The organism is Cellulomonas sp. Leaf395 (assembly GCF_001424125.1).
Classification (GTDB): Bacteria; Actinomycetota; Actinomycetes; order Actinomycetales; family Cellulomonadaceae; genus Cellulomonas.
In genome coordinates, this window is sequence record NZ_LMQI01000002.1 from 140335 (window position 1) to 157180 (window position 16846).

Below are 16846 nucleotides of genomic sequence, written 5' to 3' on the forward strand. Positions count from 1 at the left end.
GTCACGCCAGGTCGAGCAGCGGCTCGAGCCCGACGGTCAGCCCGGGCCGCGAGCCCACCTGACGCACGGCCAGCAGGACACCGGGCATGAAGCTGACCCGGTCGAACGAGTCGTGCCGGATGGTCAGCTGCTCGCCGGCGTTGCCCAGCAGGATCTCCTCGTGCGCCACGAGCCCGCGCAGCCGCACCGAGTGCACCCGCACACCGTCGACGTCGGCTCCGCGAGCCCCGTCGAGGGCCTGCGTGGTCGCGTCCGGCACGGGACCCATCGCGGCGGCTGCGCGCGCTGCGGCGATCGCCGCGGCAGTGTGCCGAGCGGTCCCCGACGGCGCGTCGACCTTGTCGGGGTGGTGCAGCTCGATCACCTCGACGGACTCGAACCAGCGTGCCGCCCGCGCCGCGAACGCCATGGCCAGCACGGCGCCGAGCGCGAAGTTCGGGGCGACCAGGACGCCGACGCCGGGCCGGTCGGCGAGGTGGTCCCGCACGCGGGCCAGGGAGTCGTCGTCCCAGCCGGTGGTACCGACGACCAGGTGGACCCCGGCGTCGACGAGCGCGTGCACGTTCCCCTCGGTGGCCGACGGGACGGTGAAGTCGACCGCGACCTGCGCACCGGCGCCGACGACCGCCGACAGGTCCGCGTCGGCGTCGAGCGCGGCGACCAGCTCCAGGTCGGGAGCATCCTGTACGGCCCGCACGACCGTCTGTCCCATGCGTCCCGCCGCACCCAGCACGGCCACCCTGATGCGCTCGCTCACGAGGAGAAACCCTAACGTCAGGCGGCGACGCCGAGTGCCGCCGCGATCCCTTCCTCCAGCCGGCGCAGCTCCACGTGGCTGAGTCCGGTGAACCGCTCCACCTCCCGGGGCGGGTAGCCCGCCCGCAGGTACCACTGCAGGACCGCGAGCGCGTCCTGGGGCCGCACGGGACCGGGACCGACCGCGTCCCGGACGAAGGCCGAGAACCGCACGGCGGCCAGGAACGCCTCGGGGGTGATCCCGAGCGTCTCGACGACTTCCCGGTGCAGGACACCGATCGCCAGGTCGGCGTGCCGGGCGAGGTCCGACGCCCGCACCAGGCCGCGCTGCTCGACGACGCTGCGCAGCACCGGGGTGAGCGCCTCGAGCGGGGATCCGACCGGCGCAGGCAGCGCGTGGGCCGCCACTGCCGTGCCGAGGGCCCAGGCCGCGTCCGCGTCCCGCCCCTGGCCCAGCGCGGTCGCGCACTCCTCCTCCACCCCGGCACCGAGCACCGCGGACACCGCGACGGACGCGTGTGCGGGTGAGCGGACGCCCATACGCGCGAGCGCCACCGGGTCGAGCTGGGCACCGAGACGGACGGACGGTCCGTGCTGCTCACGGACGAACGCCCGGTCGGCGAGCCCGCGGACGCCGCTGCCGTCGGGCGTGCGCTCGAGGGTCAGTGGATCGATGTGCACACCGGTCGTGCCGACAGCCACGGTCACCAGCCCGTGCCCGTCGGGCAGCAGGACCTCACGCTCCGCGGCACCGTCCGGCACGGTGACCACCCAGAGGTGCTCGACGATCCCGTGCCCGCCGGGCGGGGGCGCGTAACGGCGGTAGACGACCTGGTCGCGGGCCATGGACCCATCATCGCGCGCCGCGTCAAGAACGGGCCGCCTCCGGTCGCCGTGGCCGACGACCGCCCCCACGAGGAAAGGTGGCCTCAGTCTCCGAAGGGGCCGACGCGGACGACCGAGCGCGGACGTGACGCCAGCTCGGCTGCCAGGTCCTGCACGTCCTGCACGGTGACGGCGCGGATCAGGTCGAGCGACTCGTCGATGCTCAGCAGAGACCCGTGCACCAGCTCGGACTTGCCGAGCCTGCTCATGCGCGAGCCGGAGTCCTCCATGCCGAGCACCAGGCCGCCGGCCAGCTGCCCCATCGACCGCTCGAGCTCGGCCTGCGTGATCGGCGCGTCGGCCATGCGCTCCCACTCGGTCACCATCAGGGCGACGACCTCGTCGACCTTGCCCGGAGTGCAGCCCGCGTAGAGGCCGAAGATGCCGGTGTCGGCGTGCCCGGACGCGAACGAGTACGTGGAGTAGGCCAGGCCACGGCGCTCGCGGATCTCCTGGAACAGTCGCGACGACATGCCTCCGCCGAGCACCGCGTTCAGGACCGAGAGCGTGAACCGCTTCGGGTCCGTCGCGGTCAGCGAGGTGCCGCCGATGATGACGTTCGCCTGCTCGGTGTGCCGACGGATCGTCAGCTCGACCCCCTCGGCGGGGATCCCGCCCTGCCCGGCCTGCACCGCGACGTCGGTCGGGATGCGGCGGCTGCGCGGCTCGGCACCGGCGTCGAGCGGCCAGCCACCGGTGGTGAGCGCCTCGCTGACCTGGGCGCACAGCACGTCGTGGTCGACGCCACCGGCGGCGGTGACGACGAGCGTCGACGGGCGGTAGTGCTCGCGGTAGTGCTCCCAGACCGCGTCGCGCGGGACCGCGCGGATGGTGTCAGGGGTGCCACCGATCGGTCGGCCGAGCGCGTGGGCGCCCAGCACCGCCGCGGCGAACTGCTCGTGGACGACGTCGCTCGGGTCGTCGTCGTTCATCGCGAGCTCTTCGAGGATCACCCCGCGCTCGGTCTCGAGCTCGTCGGTGTCTAGGCGCGCGGACGTGACCATGTCCGCGATGACGTCGACCGCCATCGGGAGGTCCGTGTCGAGCACCCGTGCGTAGTAGCAGGTGTGCTCCTTGCCGGTGGCGGCGTTCGCCTCGCCACCGACGGCGTCGAACGCCTCCGCGATGTCCATCGCGGTGCGTCGTGCGGTGCCCTTGAACAGCAGGTGCTCGAGGAAGTGCGTCGAGCCGTGGTGGCCGTCGGACTCGTCACGCGAGCCGACACCCACCCACGCGCCCACGGTGGCCGAGCGCAGGCCCGGCATGTGCTCCGTGAGCACCCGGACCCCGCCGGGCAGGACGGAACGACGCACGATGGCGTCGCCGTCCTGCCCGACGGACTGCTCGGCCCCGGGCTGACCCGGGCGGACGAGCGGGAGGTCCAGAGGCATCGTCAGGCGTCGACCGACTCGGCCGAGCCCTCGACCGAGGAAGCAGCAGCGTCGCCGTCGCTGCCCTCCTCGATCACTGCGTGCAGCGACAGCTTCCCGCGCGGGTCGATCTCGCCGATCTCGACCTGGACCTTCTGGCCCACGGCCAGGACGTCCTCGACGTTCTCGACGCGGCGACCACCGACGAGCTTGCGGATCTGCGAGATGTGCAGCAGACCGTCCTTGCCCGGCGACAGGGAGATGAACGCGCCGAACGTCGTGGTCTTGACGACCGTGCCGACGAAGCGCTCCCCGATCTCGGGCATGTGCGGGTTGGCGATCGCGTTGATCGCCGCCCGCGCGGCCTCCGCCGACGGACCGTCGGTGGCGCCGATGTAGACCGTGCCGTCGTCCTCGATCGAGATGTCGGCGCCGGTCTCCTCCTGGATCTGGTTGATCATCTTGCCCTTCGGCCCGATGACCTCGCCGATCTTGTCGACGGGAACCTTCACGGAGATGACGCGAGGAGCGAACGGGCTCATCTCGTCGGGCACGTCGATCGCCTCGGCGATGACGTCGAGGATCGCCAGGCGAGCCTCCTTGGCCTGCGTGAGCGCGCCACTGAGCACCGAGGCGGGGATGCCCTCGAGCTTGGTGTCGAGCTGGATGGCCGTGACGAACTCGCGGGTACCGGCGACCTTGAAGTCCATGTCACCGAACGCGTCCTCGGCGCCCAGGATGTCCGTGAGTGCGGCGTAGCGCGTCTCGCCGTTCACCGTGTCGGACACGAGGCCCATCGCGATGCCGGCGACCGGCGCACGCAGCGGCACACCGGCGTTGAGCAGCGACAGGGTGGACGCGCAGACCGAGCCCATGGACGTCGAGCCGTTGGAGCTCAGCGCCTCGGAGACCTGCCGGATGGCGTACGGGAACTCCTCGCGGCTCGGGAGCACCGGCATGAGCGCGCGCTCGGCGAGCGCCCCGTGGCCGATCTCGCGACGCTTCGGGGAACCGACGCGACCCGTCTCGCCCGTGGAGTACGGCGGGAAGTTGTAGTTGTGCATGTACCTCTTGCGCGTCTCCGGGGAGAGCGTGTCGAGCTGCTGCTCCATGCGCAGCATGTTCAGCGTGGTGACACCCAGGATCTGGGTCTCGCCGCGCTCGAAGATCGCCGAGCCGTGCACGCGGGGCAGGACCTCGACCTCGGCCGAGAGGGTGCGGATGTCCCGCAGACCACGGCCGTCGATGCGGAAGCCGTCCGTGAGGATGCGCTGGCGGATGAGCTTCTTCTGCACCGAGCGGTACGCGGCGGAGAGCTCCTTCTCGCGACCCTCGAACTGCGCGGCGAGCTGCTCGACGACCTCGGCCTTGATCTCGTCGAGGCGGTTCTCGCGGGATTGCTTGTCCGCGATGCTCAGCGCGTCGCTCAGCGACTGCGTCGAGGCACCCTCGACGGCCGCGTACGCGTCGTCCTGGTAGTCGGGGAACGTCGGGAAGACCTGGGTCTCCTTGGCGGCCTTCGACGCCAGCTCCTGCTGGGCCTGGACGAGCACCTTGATGAACGGCTTGGCCGCCTCGATGCCCTGGGACACGATCTCCTCCGTGGGGGCGGTGCCACCCTCGAACTTGATGAGGTTCCAGGACTTCTCGGGCGCCTCGGCCTCGATCATGGCGATAGCCACATCAGCAGAGCCGTCAGCGTTCCTGACAACCCGGCCTGCCACGACCATGTCGAACGTGGCGCGCTCGCGCTCGGAGTACCGCGGGAACGCGACCCACTGGTTGTCGACGAGCGCGATGCGCACACCGGCGACGGGGCCGGAGAACGGCAGGCCCGACAGCTGCGTCGAGATGGACGCCGCGTTGATGGCCAGCGTGTCGTAGGAGTCGTCCGGGTGGATCGACAGCACGGTGATGACGACCTGGACCTCGTTGCGCAGGCCCTTGACGAACAGGGGACGCAGCGGGCGGTCGATCAGGCGGCACGCGAGGATGGCCTCGGTGCTGGGACGACCCTCGCGACGGAAGAACGAGCCGGGGATCTTGCCGGCCGCGTACGACCGCTCCTCGACGTCGATCGTCAGCGGGAAGAAGTCGAACTGCTCCTTCGGGTGCTTGCCGGCCGTCGTGGCGGCGAGCAGCGTCGTCTCACCGTCCAGGTAGGCGACGGCGGCACCGGCGGCCTGCTTGGCGATGCGGCCGGTCTCGAAGCGGACGGTGCGGGTGCCGAAGCGACCGTTGTCGATCACTGCCTCGGCGAACTGGATCTCGGGACCCTCCACGGGTGCCCTCCTCATTCTCGAAGGCGCCGGCCGTCCGCGAGCGATCTTCGATCGAGGCCACCGGACTCCCCTCGCGGAGCTTCCGGAAGCCACTACCGAGGACCGAACCGAGCGGACCGACGCGGTGTGGTGGTGCTGGTATTGCAGGTGGTGCTGGTGTGGGCCCCGTGGGGCCCGACGCGGCACCAGCCCGGACCCTGAGCGGGTCCGGGCTGGTGCGAGGCGTTATCGGCGCAGGCCGAGCTTCTCGATGAGGCTGCGGTAGCGGTTGATGTCGACCTTCTGGAGGTAACCCAGCAGGCGACGACGCTTGCCGACGAGCAGCAGCAGGCCGCGGCGGCTGTGGTGGTCGTGCTTGTGGGTCTTGAGGTGCTCCGTGAGGTCCTTGATGCGCTGCGTGAGCATCGCGATCTGGACCTCGGGGGAACCGGTGTCACCCTCGTGGGTGGCGTGTTCGGTCATGATGGACTGCTTGACGGCACTTTCGAGCGGCACGGTTCTCCAGGTTGTCTCGTTGCGCGGTGCGCCGGGGCATGTCCACCCGGGCTCTCTCTGTCCGCGGCCGTTCGTACGGCGCCCATAGACTATCAGGCTGCGGGCACGCCACCCGCACTGCCATCCGCACTGGCATCCGCAGCAGGCTGCGCGCCCGGTGCCGTTCCGAGGATCTCCCGCACCCGCTCGACGTCGTCGTGCATCCGCACGAGCAGCTCGTCGACCGAGTCGAACCTCAGCGTCGGTCGCAGCCGCTCGACCAGCTCGAGCACGACCACCTCGTCGTAGAGGTCGAGGTCCGTGCGGTCCAGCACGTACGCCTCGACCCGGCGCTGGACACCGTCGAACGTCGGATTGGTGCCGATCGAGACGGCGGCAGGCAGGACCCGGTCCACGTCGGCGACGTCGACGGCACTCCCGTCGGGGTGCAGCACCCGACGGAGCCAGCCGGCGTAGACACCGTCCGCCGGCACCATGCCCTGGGCGTCCTGGCTCAGGTTGGCAGTCGGGAAACCGAGATCGCGTCCCCGCGCGTCGCCGTGCACGACGACCCCTCGGATGCGGTGCGGGCGGCCCAGCACCCGCGCCGCCTGGACGACGTCGCCGGCGTCGAGCAGCTCGCGCACCCACGTCGACGACCAGCGTCGCCGCAGCGGGTCCGCCGCTCGGTCCTCCGCGCTGCCGGGGTCGGCAGACGCGGCAGGCGTCACGTCGTCGATGACCTCGACGTCGAACCCGTGCGTGCGTCCGAGGTCGACCATGGTCGACAGGTCGCCGGAGTTGTTCCAGCCGAACCGCACGTCGCGCCCGACGACGACCGTCTGCGCGTGCAGCACGTCCACCAGGTACCGCTGCACGAACTCCTCGGGTGACTGGCGGGAGAACTCGAGGGTGTACTCGAGCAGCAGCACGGCGTCGAGACCCGTCTGCTCGAGGAGCTCGAGGCGGTCGGCGTCGCCCGTGAGCAGCGGCGGCGCGGTGTCCGGCCGGTGCACCTGCTGCGGGTGCGGGCTGAACGTCACGGCCACGGCCTGCGCGCCCGCCGCCGCGGCGTCGGCGCACATCCGGCGCAGCACGCTGACGTGACCGCGGTGGACGCCGTCGAAGTTGCCGATCGTCACCACCGACGGACCGAAGTCCGCGGGCACGTCGGACAGCTCCCTCCAGACCTGCACACCTGCTCCTCGTCGTCCGTGCGCCGCGTGCGATCGCGGGCTCGACGGACAAGCCTGCCATCCCGGCCACCCGGCGCACGCCATCGAGGGCGCGCGCCGGGTGGCCTTGCGGATCTACGAGGGATTCCTGTGGTGCCCCGGCAGGACGATCGTGAGCCGGGCCGGGTTCGTCGCCGTGGTACCGACCTCGTTGGTGAAGACCGCCCGGTACTCCGTGCCGACGCGCAGCGGGGTGGCCCTGACGCTGAGCGTCGTGCTCGTCGCGCCCGGCACGGCGACCCAGGGGCCGCCGAACCAACGCACCTGCCAGCGGACCGTCGGCTCCGGGTTGCCGGTGGCCGCCGAGGTGAACGTCACCATCGACCCGAGCTTCGCGCGGACCGGCACGGGCTGCTCCGTGACGACGGGAGCCACCTGGGCGGGTGCGCCGGATCCCAGGTCCGCGACGAACGACGCCACCCACGACATCGACGAGTTCCAGTTGATCGTGATCTCGTTGGACGCCCAGGAGGAGATGACGTCGAGGTAGCACATCGCCGGGGCGCAGCCCTGCGTGAAGGTCGACTGCATCGTCGGGTCCCAGGTGCCGGTGAACGAGTTGGGACCACCGGCCAGCGACCCGGGCGGCGGTTCCGGCAGCGCCGGGTCGAGCGAGTGGGCGAACCAGCGGCTGTGCTGCTGGTGGGAGGCCACCTCGCCCCACCCGGTCACGAACGACTGGTTGAGGCCGTTGCGGCCCAGCAGGTAGTCCATGCCCTCGAGCACCGACCGGCTGTACTTCTGGTCGCCCGTGAGGTCGTACGCGACGCCGACGACGACGAGGTTGTTGGTCACCGACGAGCTCGAGCCCCACGCGTACTGGCCGCTGGGGGGCGAGTACACCGAGCCGAACGCGTGCGCCGCCTGGCCGGCCACGTACCCGTCGGCCCCGGCGACGACCGACGCCTTGACCGCGTCGAGTCCCGGCAGGTCGCTCGGCACGGTGGCCAGGTCGATCCGGCCGAGCGCCGCGACGCTCCCCCAGCTGAAGCCGTCGGGCGTGAAGATGTCCGCGGTGTGCTGCGGGCTGGTGAGGACGAACTGCTCGAACGCGTCCTCGCCGGTGGTCAGGAACAGCTCGGCGGCCGCCCAGTAGAACTCGTCGGCGACGTTGCTGTCGTCGTACGGGCCGCCGCCGTCGGACCCCGCCGCTGCGGGCGCGTACACGGCCGGGTGGGCGAGCGCCGCCGCCCACGTCGAGCGCGCGGTGGCGAGCAGCGAGTCGGCGAAGGCCGGGTCGTGCTCGCGGAACAGACGGGCCCCCTGTGCGGCCACCGCAGCGACGTTGAGGGTCGCGGCCGTCGACGGCCGCGCCAGCGACCGCTTCTGCGGGTCCGCTGCCGGGAGGAGCGGCAGGCCGGTCCAGCCCTCGTCGTGGATCTTGTGGTGCACCATGCCCGCGTACTCGCCGGACGGCGCGATCATCTTCTGCATCCACTCGAGCTCCCAGCGCGCCTCGTCCAGGACGTCGGGCACGTCGTTGCCGTGCTCGGGCACGTCGAGGGTGCCGTCGCCCAGCGCCCCCGGGGTCGCCGAAGCGGCCGTCAGGGTGCGCTCGTAGGTGCCGAGCAGCTGGGCCACCGAGATCCCACCGTTGACCACGTACTTCCCGTGGTCGCCGGCGTCGTACCAGCCGCCCGTGACGTCGAGCGTGTAGTCGCAGGTCCAGCCGTCGTAGTAGTCGCGCGGCCCGATGCACGGCACCGCGGTGTCGCCCTGGTTGGGTGCGACGCCGACGTGCCCCGCCACGCGGGCGTACTCGTCGCCCACGATCGCGCCGTCGATCGGCGTTCCGGAGCGGGAGAGGTAGAAGTAGTCGAGCGCGTCCTGGCGGAGCTGCTGGTAGAGGTCGGCGTCGATGTCGAACGGCCGGCTCGTCTCCCCGTCGGCGACGAGGGTGTACCCGGCGCCGGGCGTGGTCACGTCGGAGAAGTCGATGACGTGCACATCGAGGCCCGTGGACCCGTCCGCACCCTCGGGCGCAGTGGTGCCGGTCGCCACGACGGCGTCGGCCGCGTCGCGCAGCTCCCACGGAAGCGCGCCGGTCGCGTCGGTCACGACGGTCGCGCGCTTCGGCCCCTCGGGCACGTAGCCGACCTGGTTGACGCGCACGCGCGGCCCGGTCTCGGGCTCGTACGGCGGCGGCGGGCTCGCCGTGGTCCGCAGCGACACGTCCGAGATGCAGAACTCGTACGCGGTCGACTTGCCCAGGTGGAAGGCCAGCTGCCCGGGCGCCGCACCGTCGGCGGGGAACGTCAGGTTCGCCGTGAACGGGTAGGTGTACGTGGTCAGCTCGCTGGTCAGCGGCACGGAGGCCTGCTCGAACGTGGTCCGGTACGCACCACCGCCCTCGCCGACGATGACGCGCACGGGGGTGTCGGGCGTCGCGCTGGCGGTGAAGGTCAGGACGTAGTTCTGGCCCTCCTCGACCGGGATCCCGGTGAACGCGAGCCCCGCGTCCCAGGGGTTGCTCTGCCCGCCGGGCAGCGCGGTGCACACCGCGCCGTCGGCGAACACCGGGTCAGACCCGCCGTACAGCCCCCAGGGGCCCAGCGACTCGGCGAACGAGGTGTGCGGCAGGAGCTCGACGTCGGAGGAGAGCGAGACGTCGTCCAGGCAGAACGTCCAGGCGTCAGGGCTGAAGCCGCCGAGCTGGAAGGCGATCTGGCCCTCGGGGTCGTCCGGCGTCGCCGTCGCGGGGTAGCTGGCGCCCGCGGTGAACTCGTACGAGAAGTCCGTGAGGTCCGAGGTCAGCGCCGGGCTCGTGTCCAGCACGGTGCCGTACGGCGCCCCGTTCTGCCCCACGAGCGCGCGGACCGCGACGTCCACCGTGGCCGACGCGGAGAACGCCAGTGTGTACGTCGAACCCTGCTCCACCGCGACGCCGTTGAGCAGCACCCCGACCCCGTACTGGGCCGATCCGGCGGGCACGTCGACGCAGAAGCTCCCACCGCTGCTGTCGATGGGCCCGTCGTGGCCGTACGCCACCCAGGCGCCCGGCCCGTCCTCGAACGACTCGACCGGGACGTCGGCCGCTGCGGGCGACAGGCCCACGAGGGCCAGCGCGGCGGCGGCGGTGAGTGCGGCGCCCGTGCGCCAGATGCTGCGAGAAACCACGGTGTCTCCCTCGGTAGGAGCGCTCCCACGACCCTGTGGGGCGCCAGTGACGCTCCGCGCAGAGTAGTCGCTCACCGGACATATCGGAAGAGTCGTGGTCCTCGCGCCCGTGAGCCAGGTCAGGCCGGAGCGAAGACCAGCGCCGGACGGATCTTGCCGTCCCTCTCCTCCAGCAGGGCGATCAGCTCACCGGCCGGGTCGATCCCCGCCGCCGTGCCCGCCGAGTCGCCGTCGACCACGTCGATCGCCTGCCCGTACGACAGGGCGCGGGCCTCCTCGGCGGTCAGCTCTCGCACCGGGAATGTCGCACGGGCGGAGTCGGCCAGCGACACGACGTCGATCGGCTCGTCCACCGGCAGTGCGGCGAGGTCGTCGAGCGACCTGGCGACGTCCAGCCCGTACCCACCGACACGCGTGCGCCGAAGAGCCGTCAGGTGGCCGCCCACGTCGAGCCCGGCGCCGAGGTCGCGCGCCAGGGCGCGGACGTACGTGCCGGACGAGACGACGACCGTGACGTCGACGTCGAGGACCGGCGAACCGGCGTCGCTCTGCGCCGCCCGCACCCCGTGCACGTCGAACCTGCTGACGGTGACGGGCCGAGCCGTCAGCTCGACCTCCTCGCCGGCGCGCACCCGGGCGTACGCGCGCTGGCCGTCGACCTTGATGGCGGAGACGGCGCTGGGCACCTGCTGGATCGCGCCGGTGAGGACCGCGGCTCCCGCGACGACGTCCGCACGCGTCACGCCCGAGGCGTCGACCGTCTCGAGGACCTCCCCCTCGGCGTCGTCGGTGGTCGTCATGACCCCGAGCCGGATGGTCGCGGTGTACTCCTTGTCGGCCCCGACGATGTAGGTCAGCAGCCGGGTCGCCCGGCCGACACCCACGACGAGCACGCCGGTCGCCATCGGGTCGAGCGTGCCCGCGTGCCCGACCTTGCGGGTGCTCGCCAGGCGGCGCATGCGCGCCACCACGTCGTGGCTCGTCCACCCCGCGGGCTTGTCGACGACGACCACGCCGTCCGCGGCCGTCGGCCGTCGGGGCTCCGTCGACCGATCCTTCGACCGCCCCGTCGACCCCTGCGTGGAACGCGTCACGCGGTGCGCCGCTCAGCGATGCCGTCCTGCACGCACTGCACGAGCGCGTCCATGCCGCCGTCCTCGCCGCGGTGCGCCGGCGCGTCGACCGCGAGCAGCACGTTGATGAGCATGCCCTGCGCGACGAAGGCGCGGGCGGCCTCGTCGTCGGCGCCCGACCGCTCCCGGAACAGGCGGAACGCCTCCCCCAGCGTGTGCCGCGCGACGCGACCGACCTCCGCGTCGGCGCCCGCGATGAAGCCGTGCATGACGAGCCGCAGCAGGTCGCGGTCGGCGAGCAGGCTGACGTACGCGTCCCCCATCGCGTGCCCGGCGTCCGGCCCCGCCGGAACGGCTCCCAATGTCGCGAGGATCTGGGTGCTGGCCTCGGAGTACGCCGCGAGGAAGAGCTCGCGCTTGGTACCGAACAAGCGCACCACGTAGGGCTGGGAGACGCCTGCGGCGCGGGCCACCTCGTCCGTGCTGGCGGCGTAGCCACGCTCCGCGAAGACCTTGCGCGCGGCGACGAGGATCTCGGCGCGCCGCTGGGCGCCGGACATGCGCTGGGCCGGCTTCTTCGCCGTCCAGTCGACGGGCTCATCGAGAGACATGGTTGACATGTTATCAGTCGATGCCTACCGTCTCCTCTTGTTAGTAATCAATCAATGCCATCAAGGAGCCTCCCGTGACCACCACGCTGTCGGCACCCGCGGAGCTGCCCGTCGCGCGACCACCCGCGCGCCGCCGAGGCACCGCCATCGCGCTCATCGCCGCGTCCGTCCCGATGTTCATGGCGACCCTCGACAACCTCGTCATGACCACCGCGCTGCCCGTCCTGCGCACCGAGCTGTCCGCCACGCTCGAGCAGCTGCAGTGGATGGTGAACGCCTACACGCTCAGCTTCGCCACCCTGATGATCGCCGCCGCGACCCTGGGCGACCGCTGGGGCCGTCGCCGGGTGTTCGTCGCCGGCATCGTCGTGTTCGCGCTCGCTTCCATCGCGTCCGCACTGGCCACCAGCGCCGAGCTGCTCATCGCCGCCCGCGCCGTCCAGGGCGCCGGTGCCGCCGCGATCATGCCGCTGTCCCTCACCCTGCTCGCCGGCGCGGTCCCCGCCGCCCGACGCGCGATGGCGATCGGGATCTGGGGCGGCGTCTCCGGGCTCGGCGTCGCCCTCGGCCCGGTCATCGGCGGCGCCGTGGTCGGCGGCATCTCCTGGGAGGCGATCTTCTGGATCAACGTCCCCGTTGCCGTCGTCGCGATCCCGCTGGTGCTCTGGGCGCTGCCCGAGTCGCACGGCCGACGCCAGCCGCTCGACCTTGCCGGACTGGCCCTGGCGGGCGCGGGAATCCTTGCGCTCGTCTGGGCGATCATCCGGGGCAACGACGACGGCTGGGGTTCCTTCACCGTCGTCGGCGGGATGCTGCTCGGGGCCCTCCTGCTCGGCGCGTTCCTGGTCCGCGAGGCGCACACCGACCACCCGCTGATCCCGCTGCGGATGTTCCGCGTCCGCTCGTTCGCCGTGGCCAACGCCAGCGCGCTGCTGTTCTCGTTCGGCGTCTTCGGCCTCGTGTTCCTGCTGGCCCAGTACCTGCAGATCGGCATGGGCTACACGCCCCTCGAGGCGGGCGTCCGCACGCTGCCGTGGACCGCAGCGCCCATGATCTTCGCGCCCATCGCGGGGATGCTCGCTCCGCGGATCGGGGTGCGCCCGCTGCTCGCCGCAGGGCTCGCCCTCCAGGCCGCGGGCCTGGCGTGGCAAGGGCTCGTCGTCTCCACCGACGGCCTCGCGTACGCCGACCTCGTCCCCGGGCTCGCCCTGGCGGGCATCGGCATGGGCCTGACGTTCGCGCCGAGCGCCACCGCCGTCCTGTTCGACATGGCGCCCGACGACCACGGGACCGCCAGCTCCGTGAACTCGACGATCCGGGAGATCGGCGGCGCGCTGGGTGTCGCCGCGCTCGTGGCGGTTTTCACCGCCTCGGACGGCACCCTCACCCCCGACGGCTACGTCGCCGGGCTCCAGCCGGCCGCCCTCGTGGCCGCGGCGGTCACCGCTCTGGGCGCCTTGATGGTGCTCCTCTGGATGCCCCGCAGCACCGGTCGCGCGACCGCCTGAGGACAGCGCGACGCCCCCGAGGAGATCTCCTCGGGGGCGTCGTCATGCCGGTGTCAGTCGTCCGACTCGGCGACGTCCTCGTCGGCCTTCTTGTAGGGGTCGGCGTCGCCGGCGAAGCTCGCCTGGGCGGCCAGCGCGGCGACCTCGCGGTCGCGACGGGCAGCCTCGAGCAGCGCGGCGTCGAGCTGCGCGGAGGTGTCCGGCAGCGCGTCGAGGTGGAAGTCCAGCGACGGGGTCAGACGGATGCCGGTCTGCTTGCCCACCTCGGACCGGATGATCCCCTTCGCGCTCTCCAGCGCGGCGGCGGTGTCGGTGCGTGCGGCGTCGTCTCCGAGCACCGTGTAGAACACGTCGGCGTGCTGGAGGTCACCCGTGACGCGCACGTCGGTCACGGTGACGAAGCCGAGTCGCGGGTCCTTGATCCGGGTGTCGAGCATCTGCGCGACGACCTGCTGGATGCGCTCGGACAGCTTGCGGGCGCGGGCGGTGTCCGCCATCGGCGTTGTCCTTTCGTGGTGAGAGACCGCGGGGCGGGCGAGGAGGATTCCTCGCCCGCCCCGCGGTCTGTTGATCACTGGGTCAGGCGCGAGGCTTCTCGCGCATCTCCCAGGTCTCGATGATGTCGCCGGTCTCGACGTCGTTGAACGACCCCAGGCCGATACCGCACTCGAAGCCCTCGCGGACCTCCGTGGCATCGTCCTTGAACCGCTTGAGCGACTCGATCGACAGGTTGTCGCCGATGACCTTGCCGCCACGCGTGATGCGCGCCTTCGAGTTCCGTCGGATGAGGCCCGACCGCACGATCGAGCCGGCGATGTTGCCGAACTTCGACGAGCGGAAGACCTCGCGCACCTCGGCGGTACCGAGCTGCGTCTCCTCGTACTCGGGCTTGAGCATGCCCTTGAGGGCTGCCTCGACGTCGTCGATCGCCTGGTAGATGACCGAGTAGAAGCGCACGTCGACGCCCTCGCGGTCCGCCAGCTCCTCGACGCGCTCCGCGTACTTGACGTTGAACCCGATGATGATCGCCGAGTCGACGGTGGCCAGGTTGACGTCGTTCTGCGTGATGGCACCCACCCCACGGTGGATGACCCGCAGCTCGACCTCGTCGCCCACGTCGATCTTGAGCAGCGCGTCCTCGAGCGCCTCGACGGCACCCGACACGTCGCCCTTGAGGACCAGGTTGAGGGTCTCGACCTTGCCCTGCTGGAGTGCCTGCGTGAAGTCCTCGAGGCTGATGCGCTTGCGACGCTTGGCCAGGAGTGCGGCACGCTCGGCCGCCTCGCGCTTCTCACCGATCTGGCGAGCGGTGCGGTCGTCCGGCGCCACGATGAACGTGTCGCCAGCGCGGGGGACCGAGGTCAGGCCGAGGACCTGGACCGGACGCGACGGACCGGCGATCGTGACCGGCTCGCCGTGCTCGTCGAACATGGCACGGACGCGACCGTAGGCCGTTCCCGCCACGACGGCGTCGCCGACCTCGAGCGTGCCCGACTGGACCAGCACCGTCGCGACGGCACCGCGGCCCTTGTCGAGGTTGGCCTCGATGGCGACACCACGAGCAGCCTTGTCGGCGTTGGCCCGCAGGTCGAGAGCGGCGTCCGCCGTGAGGAGGACCGCCTCGAGGAGCTGGTCGATGCCCTGGTTCTGCTTGGCGGAGACGTCGACGAACATCGTGTCGCCGCCGTACTCCTCGGCCACCAGGTTGTACTCGGTGAGCTGCTGGCGGATCTTGGCGGGGTTGGCCCCCTCCTTGTCCACCTTGTTGACCGCGACCACGATCGGCACGCCGGCCGCCTGGGCGTGGTTGAGCGCCTCGATGGTCTGGGGCATCACGCCGTCGTCGGCCGCGACCACGAGGATCGCGATGTCGGTCACCTGCGCACCACGGGCACGCATGGCGGTGAACGCCTCGTGGCCCGGGGTGTCGATGAACGTGACGGCACGGTCGAGGCCCTCGTGCACGGTGTGCACCTGGTAGGCACCGATGTGCTGGGTGATCCCGCCGGCCTCGCCCGCGACGACGTCCGTCTGGCGGATGGCGTCGAGGAGCTTGGTCTTTCCGTGGTCGACGTGACCCATGACGGTGACGACCGGCGGCCGTGCCGTCAGGTCCTCGTCGCCCTCGGCCTCGAGCTCGGCGTCCAGGTCGATGTCGAAGGCCCCGAGCAGCTCGCGGTCCTCCTCCTCGGCCGACACCATCTCGATGACGTAGCCGAGCTCGACGGCGAGGGTCCCGAAGGTGTCCTCGTCGAGCGACTGGGTCGCCGTGGCCATCTCACCGAGGTGGAACAGCACGGTGACCAGCGAGGCCGGGTTGGCGTCGATCTTGTCCGCGAAGTCGTTCAGCGACGAGCCGTGGCGCAGGCGGACGACGGTCTTGCCGTTGCCGCGCGGGACCTGCACGCCACCCAGCGAGGGGGCCTGCATCTGCTCGAACTCTTGACGCTTCGCGCGCTTCGACTTGCGGCCACGGACGGGACGACCGCCCGCGCGACCGAACGCACCCTGCGTGCTGCCACGACCGGCACCGCCGGGACGACCGCCACCGCCGCCGGGACGACCGGCGAAACCGCCACCGCCACCGGGAGCGCCACCGGGCGCACCGCCGCCGCCGCCGGGACGACCGGCGTAACCGCCGCGCGCACCGCCACCGGCACCGCCGGGGCCACCACGGCCGCCGCCAGGACCAGCAGGACGCTCGCCGGGGCGACCGACACCGCTGGAGGTCTTGCCCGGCATCATCCCCGGGTTGGGGCGGGGGCCACCGGGACGGGGACCGCCGGGACGGGGACCGCCCGGACGCTCTCCGGCCGAGGCGGCCGGAGCACCCTCGGCGGCGGGACGACGGTCACGGTCACCTGGACGCGGCATGCCCTGCGAGGGCGCGAACGGGTTGTTGCCCGGACGCGGCGGACGGGGACCGCCGCCACCGGGGCGCTCGCCCTGGCGGGGCATGCCCTGGGACGGCGCGAACGGGTTGTTGCCCGGACGAGCGGCAGGCGGGGCCTGACGCGGGCCGGGACGGACGGCCGGGCTCGAGGGACTCGAGGAAGCAGCCGGTGCCGCGGCGGCCGGGGCCTGCGCGGCGGCCGGGGCCGGGCGCGCGGGAGCCGGACGTGCCGGGGCGGAGGTTGCCGGAGCCGGTGCCTGCGGGGCTGCCGGCGCGGCAGCCGCTGCAGGCGCAGGCCGGGGGGCCTCGACCGGTGCAGCGGGTGCGGGTGCTGTGGGGGCGGCAGCGGCCGGGGCGGGCGCCGGGCGTGCCGGTGCCTTCGGGGCGGGTGCTGCTGCAGGGGCGGAACCTCCGCCACCGACCGGGTAGGTGTCCCGCAGCTTGCGGACGACCGGCGGTTCGATGGTCGAGGATGCCGAGCGGACGAATTCACCGAACTCGTTCAGCTTGGTCATGATGGTCTTGCTGTCGACCCCGAGCTCTTTGGCGAGCTCGTAGACGCGGACCTTGGCCACATCTCTCCTGTCTCGGTCCGCCCGGACAGGGTCGGACCGTCGTTAGTGCTGGGTACTCATCGCTGGG

12 protein-coding genes are annotated in these 16846 nt (G+C 72.0%); 1 reads left to right on the forward strand and 11 read right to left on the reverse strand.

Annotation, left to right across the window (positions count from 1 at the left end; genetic code table 11):
- Position 1: 1 nt before the first annotated feature.
- From dapB to ASG23_RS04980, 9 genes are all read right to left on the reverse strand, one after another.
- Positions 2 to 757, reverse strand: a complete 756-nt coding sequence (dapB, locus tag ASG23_RS04940; RefSeq protein WP_082515834.1) for a 4-hydroxy-tetrahydrodipicolinate reductase — start codon at positions 755 to 757, stop codon at positions 2 to 4.
- 17 nt (positions 758 to 774) lie between these two features.
- Positions 775 to 1602, reverse strand: a complete 828-nt coding sequence (locus tag ASG23_RS04945; RefSeq protein WP_056021135.1) for a hypothetical protein — start codon at positions 1600 to 1602, stop codon at positions 775 to 777.
- An 83-nt stretch (positions 1603 to 1685) separates the two neighbouring features.
- A complete protein-coding gene (locus ASG23_RS04950; RefSeq protein WP_082515836.1) occupies positions 1686 to 3032 on the reverse strand; it encodes a M16 family metallopeptidase in 1347 nt (448 codons plus the stop codon).
- Positions 3033 to 3034: 2 nt separating this feature from the next.
- Positions 3035 to 5293, reverse strand: a complete 2259-nt coding sequence (locus ASG23_RS04955) for a polyribonucleotide nucleotidyltransferase (protein ID WP_056021141.1) — start codon at positions 5291 to 5293, stop codon at positions 3035 to 3037.
- Positions 5294 to 5518: 225 nt separating this feature from the next.
- On the reverse strand, positions 5519 to 5788 hold the full coding sequence (rpsO, locus tag ASG23_RS04960) for a 30S ribosomal protein S15 (RefSeq protein ID WP_055922151.1): 270 nt from the start codon (positions 5786 to 5788) through the stop codon (positions 5519 to 5521).
- A 92-nt stretch (positions 5789 to 5880) separates the two neighbouring features.
- Positions 5881 to 6963, reverse strand: a complete 1083-nt coding sequence (locus ASG23_RS04965; protein ID WP_056021144.1) for a bifunctional riboflavin kinase/FAD synthetase — start codon at positions 6961 to 6963, stop codon at positions 5881 to 5883.
- Positions 6964 to 7077: 114 nt separating this feature from the next.
- Positions 7078 to 10119: a glycoside hydrolase family 9 protein gene (locus ASG23_RS04970; RefSeq protein ID WP_082515840.1), complete on the reverse strand. Its 3042-nt coding sequence runs from the start codon at positions 10117 to 10119 to the stop codon at positions 7078 to 7080.
- A 119-nt stretch (positions 10120 to 10238) separates the two neighbouring features.
- The gene (truB, locus tag ASG23_RS04975; protein WP_056021148.1) at positions 10239 to 11213 is read right to left on the reverse strand and encodes a tRNA pseudouridine(55) synthase TruB; all 975 of its coding nucleotides are present in this window, start codon (positions 11211 to 11213) and stop codon (positions 10239 to 10241) included.
- Entirely contained in the window at positions 11210 to 11803 is a 594-nt protein-coding gene (locus tag ASG23_RS04980; RefSeq protein WP_235520890.1) for a TetR/AcrR family transcriptional regulator, read from the reverse strand. The genes truB and ASG23_RS04980 overlap by 4 nt, the downstream gene beginning before the upstream one ends.
- Positions 11804 to 11877: 74 nt before the next feature.
- On the opposite strand from ASG23_RS04980, the gene ASG23_RS04985 reads away from it, so the two are divergent.
- Positions 11878 to 13311, forward strand: a complete 1434-nt coding sequence (locus tag ASG23_RS04985; RefSeq protein WP_056021151.1) for an MFS transporter — start codon at positions 11878 to 11880, stop codon at positions 13309 to 13311.
- A gap of 53 nt (positions 13312 to 13364) precedes the next feature.
- On the opposite strand, the gene rbfA is transcribed toward ASG23_RS04985, so the two are convergent.
- Together rbfA and infB are read right to left on the reverse strand one after the other, a co-directional pair.
- Positions 13365 to 13808: a 30S ribosome-binding factor RbfA gene (gene rbfA / locus ASG23_RS04990; protein ID WP_056021154.1), complete on the reverse strand. Its 444-nt coding sequence runs from the start codon at positions 13806 to 13808 to the stop codon at positions 13365 to 13367.
- A gap of 82 nt (positions 13809 to 13890) precedes the next feature.
- Positions 13891 to 16779: a translation initiation factor IF-2 gene (infB, locus tag ASG23_RS04995; RefSeq protein ID WP_056021157.1), complete on the reverse strand. Its 2889-nt coding sequence runs from the start codon at positions 16777 to 16779 to the stop codon at positions 13891 to 13893.
- Positions 16780 to 16846: the final 67 nt, after the last annotated feature.

Excerpts from the sequence above, each read along its gene's own strand:
- ASG23_RS04945 (WP_056021135.1), bottom strand. The coding sequence starts at position 1,602 with ATGGCCCGCGACCAGGTCGTCTACCGCCGTTACGCGCCCCCGCCCGGC.
- ASG23_RS04950 (WP_082515836.1), bottom strand. The coding sequence starts at position 3,032 with ATGCCTCTGGACCTCCCGCTCGTCCGCCCGGGTCAGCCCGGGGCCGAG.
- ASG23_RS04980 (WP_235520890.1), bottom strand. The coding sequence starts at position 11,803 with ATGTCTCTCGATGAGCCCGTCGACTGGACGGCGAAGAAGCCGGCCCAG.
- rbfA (WP_056021154.1), bottom strand. The coding sequence starts at position 13,808 with ATGGCGGACACCGCCCGCGCCCGCAAGCTGTCCGAGCGCATCCAGCAG.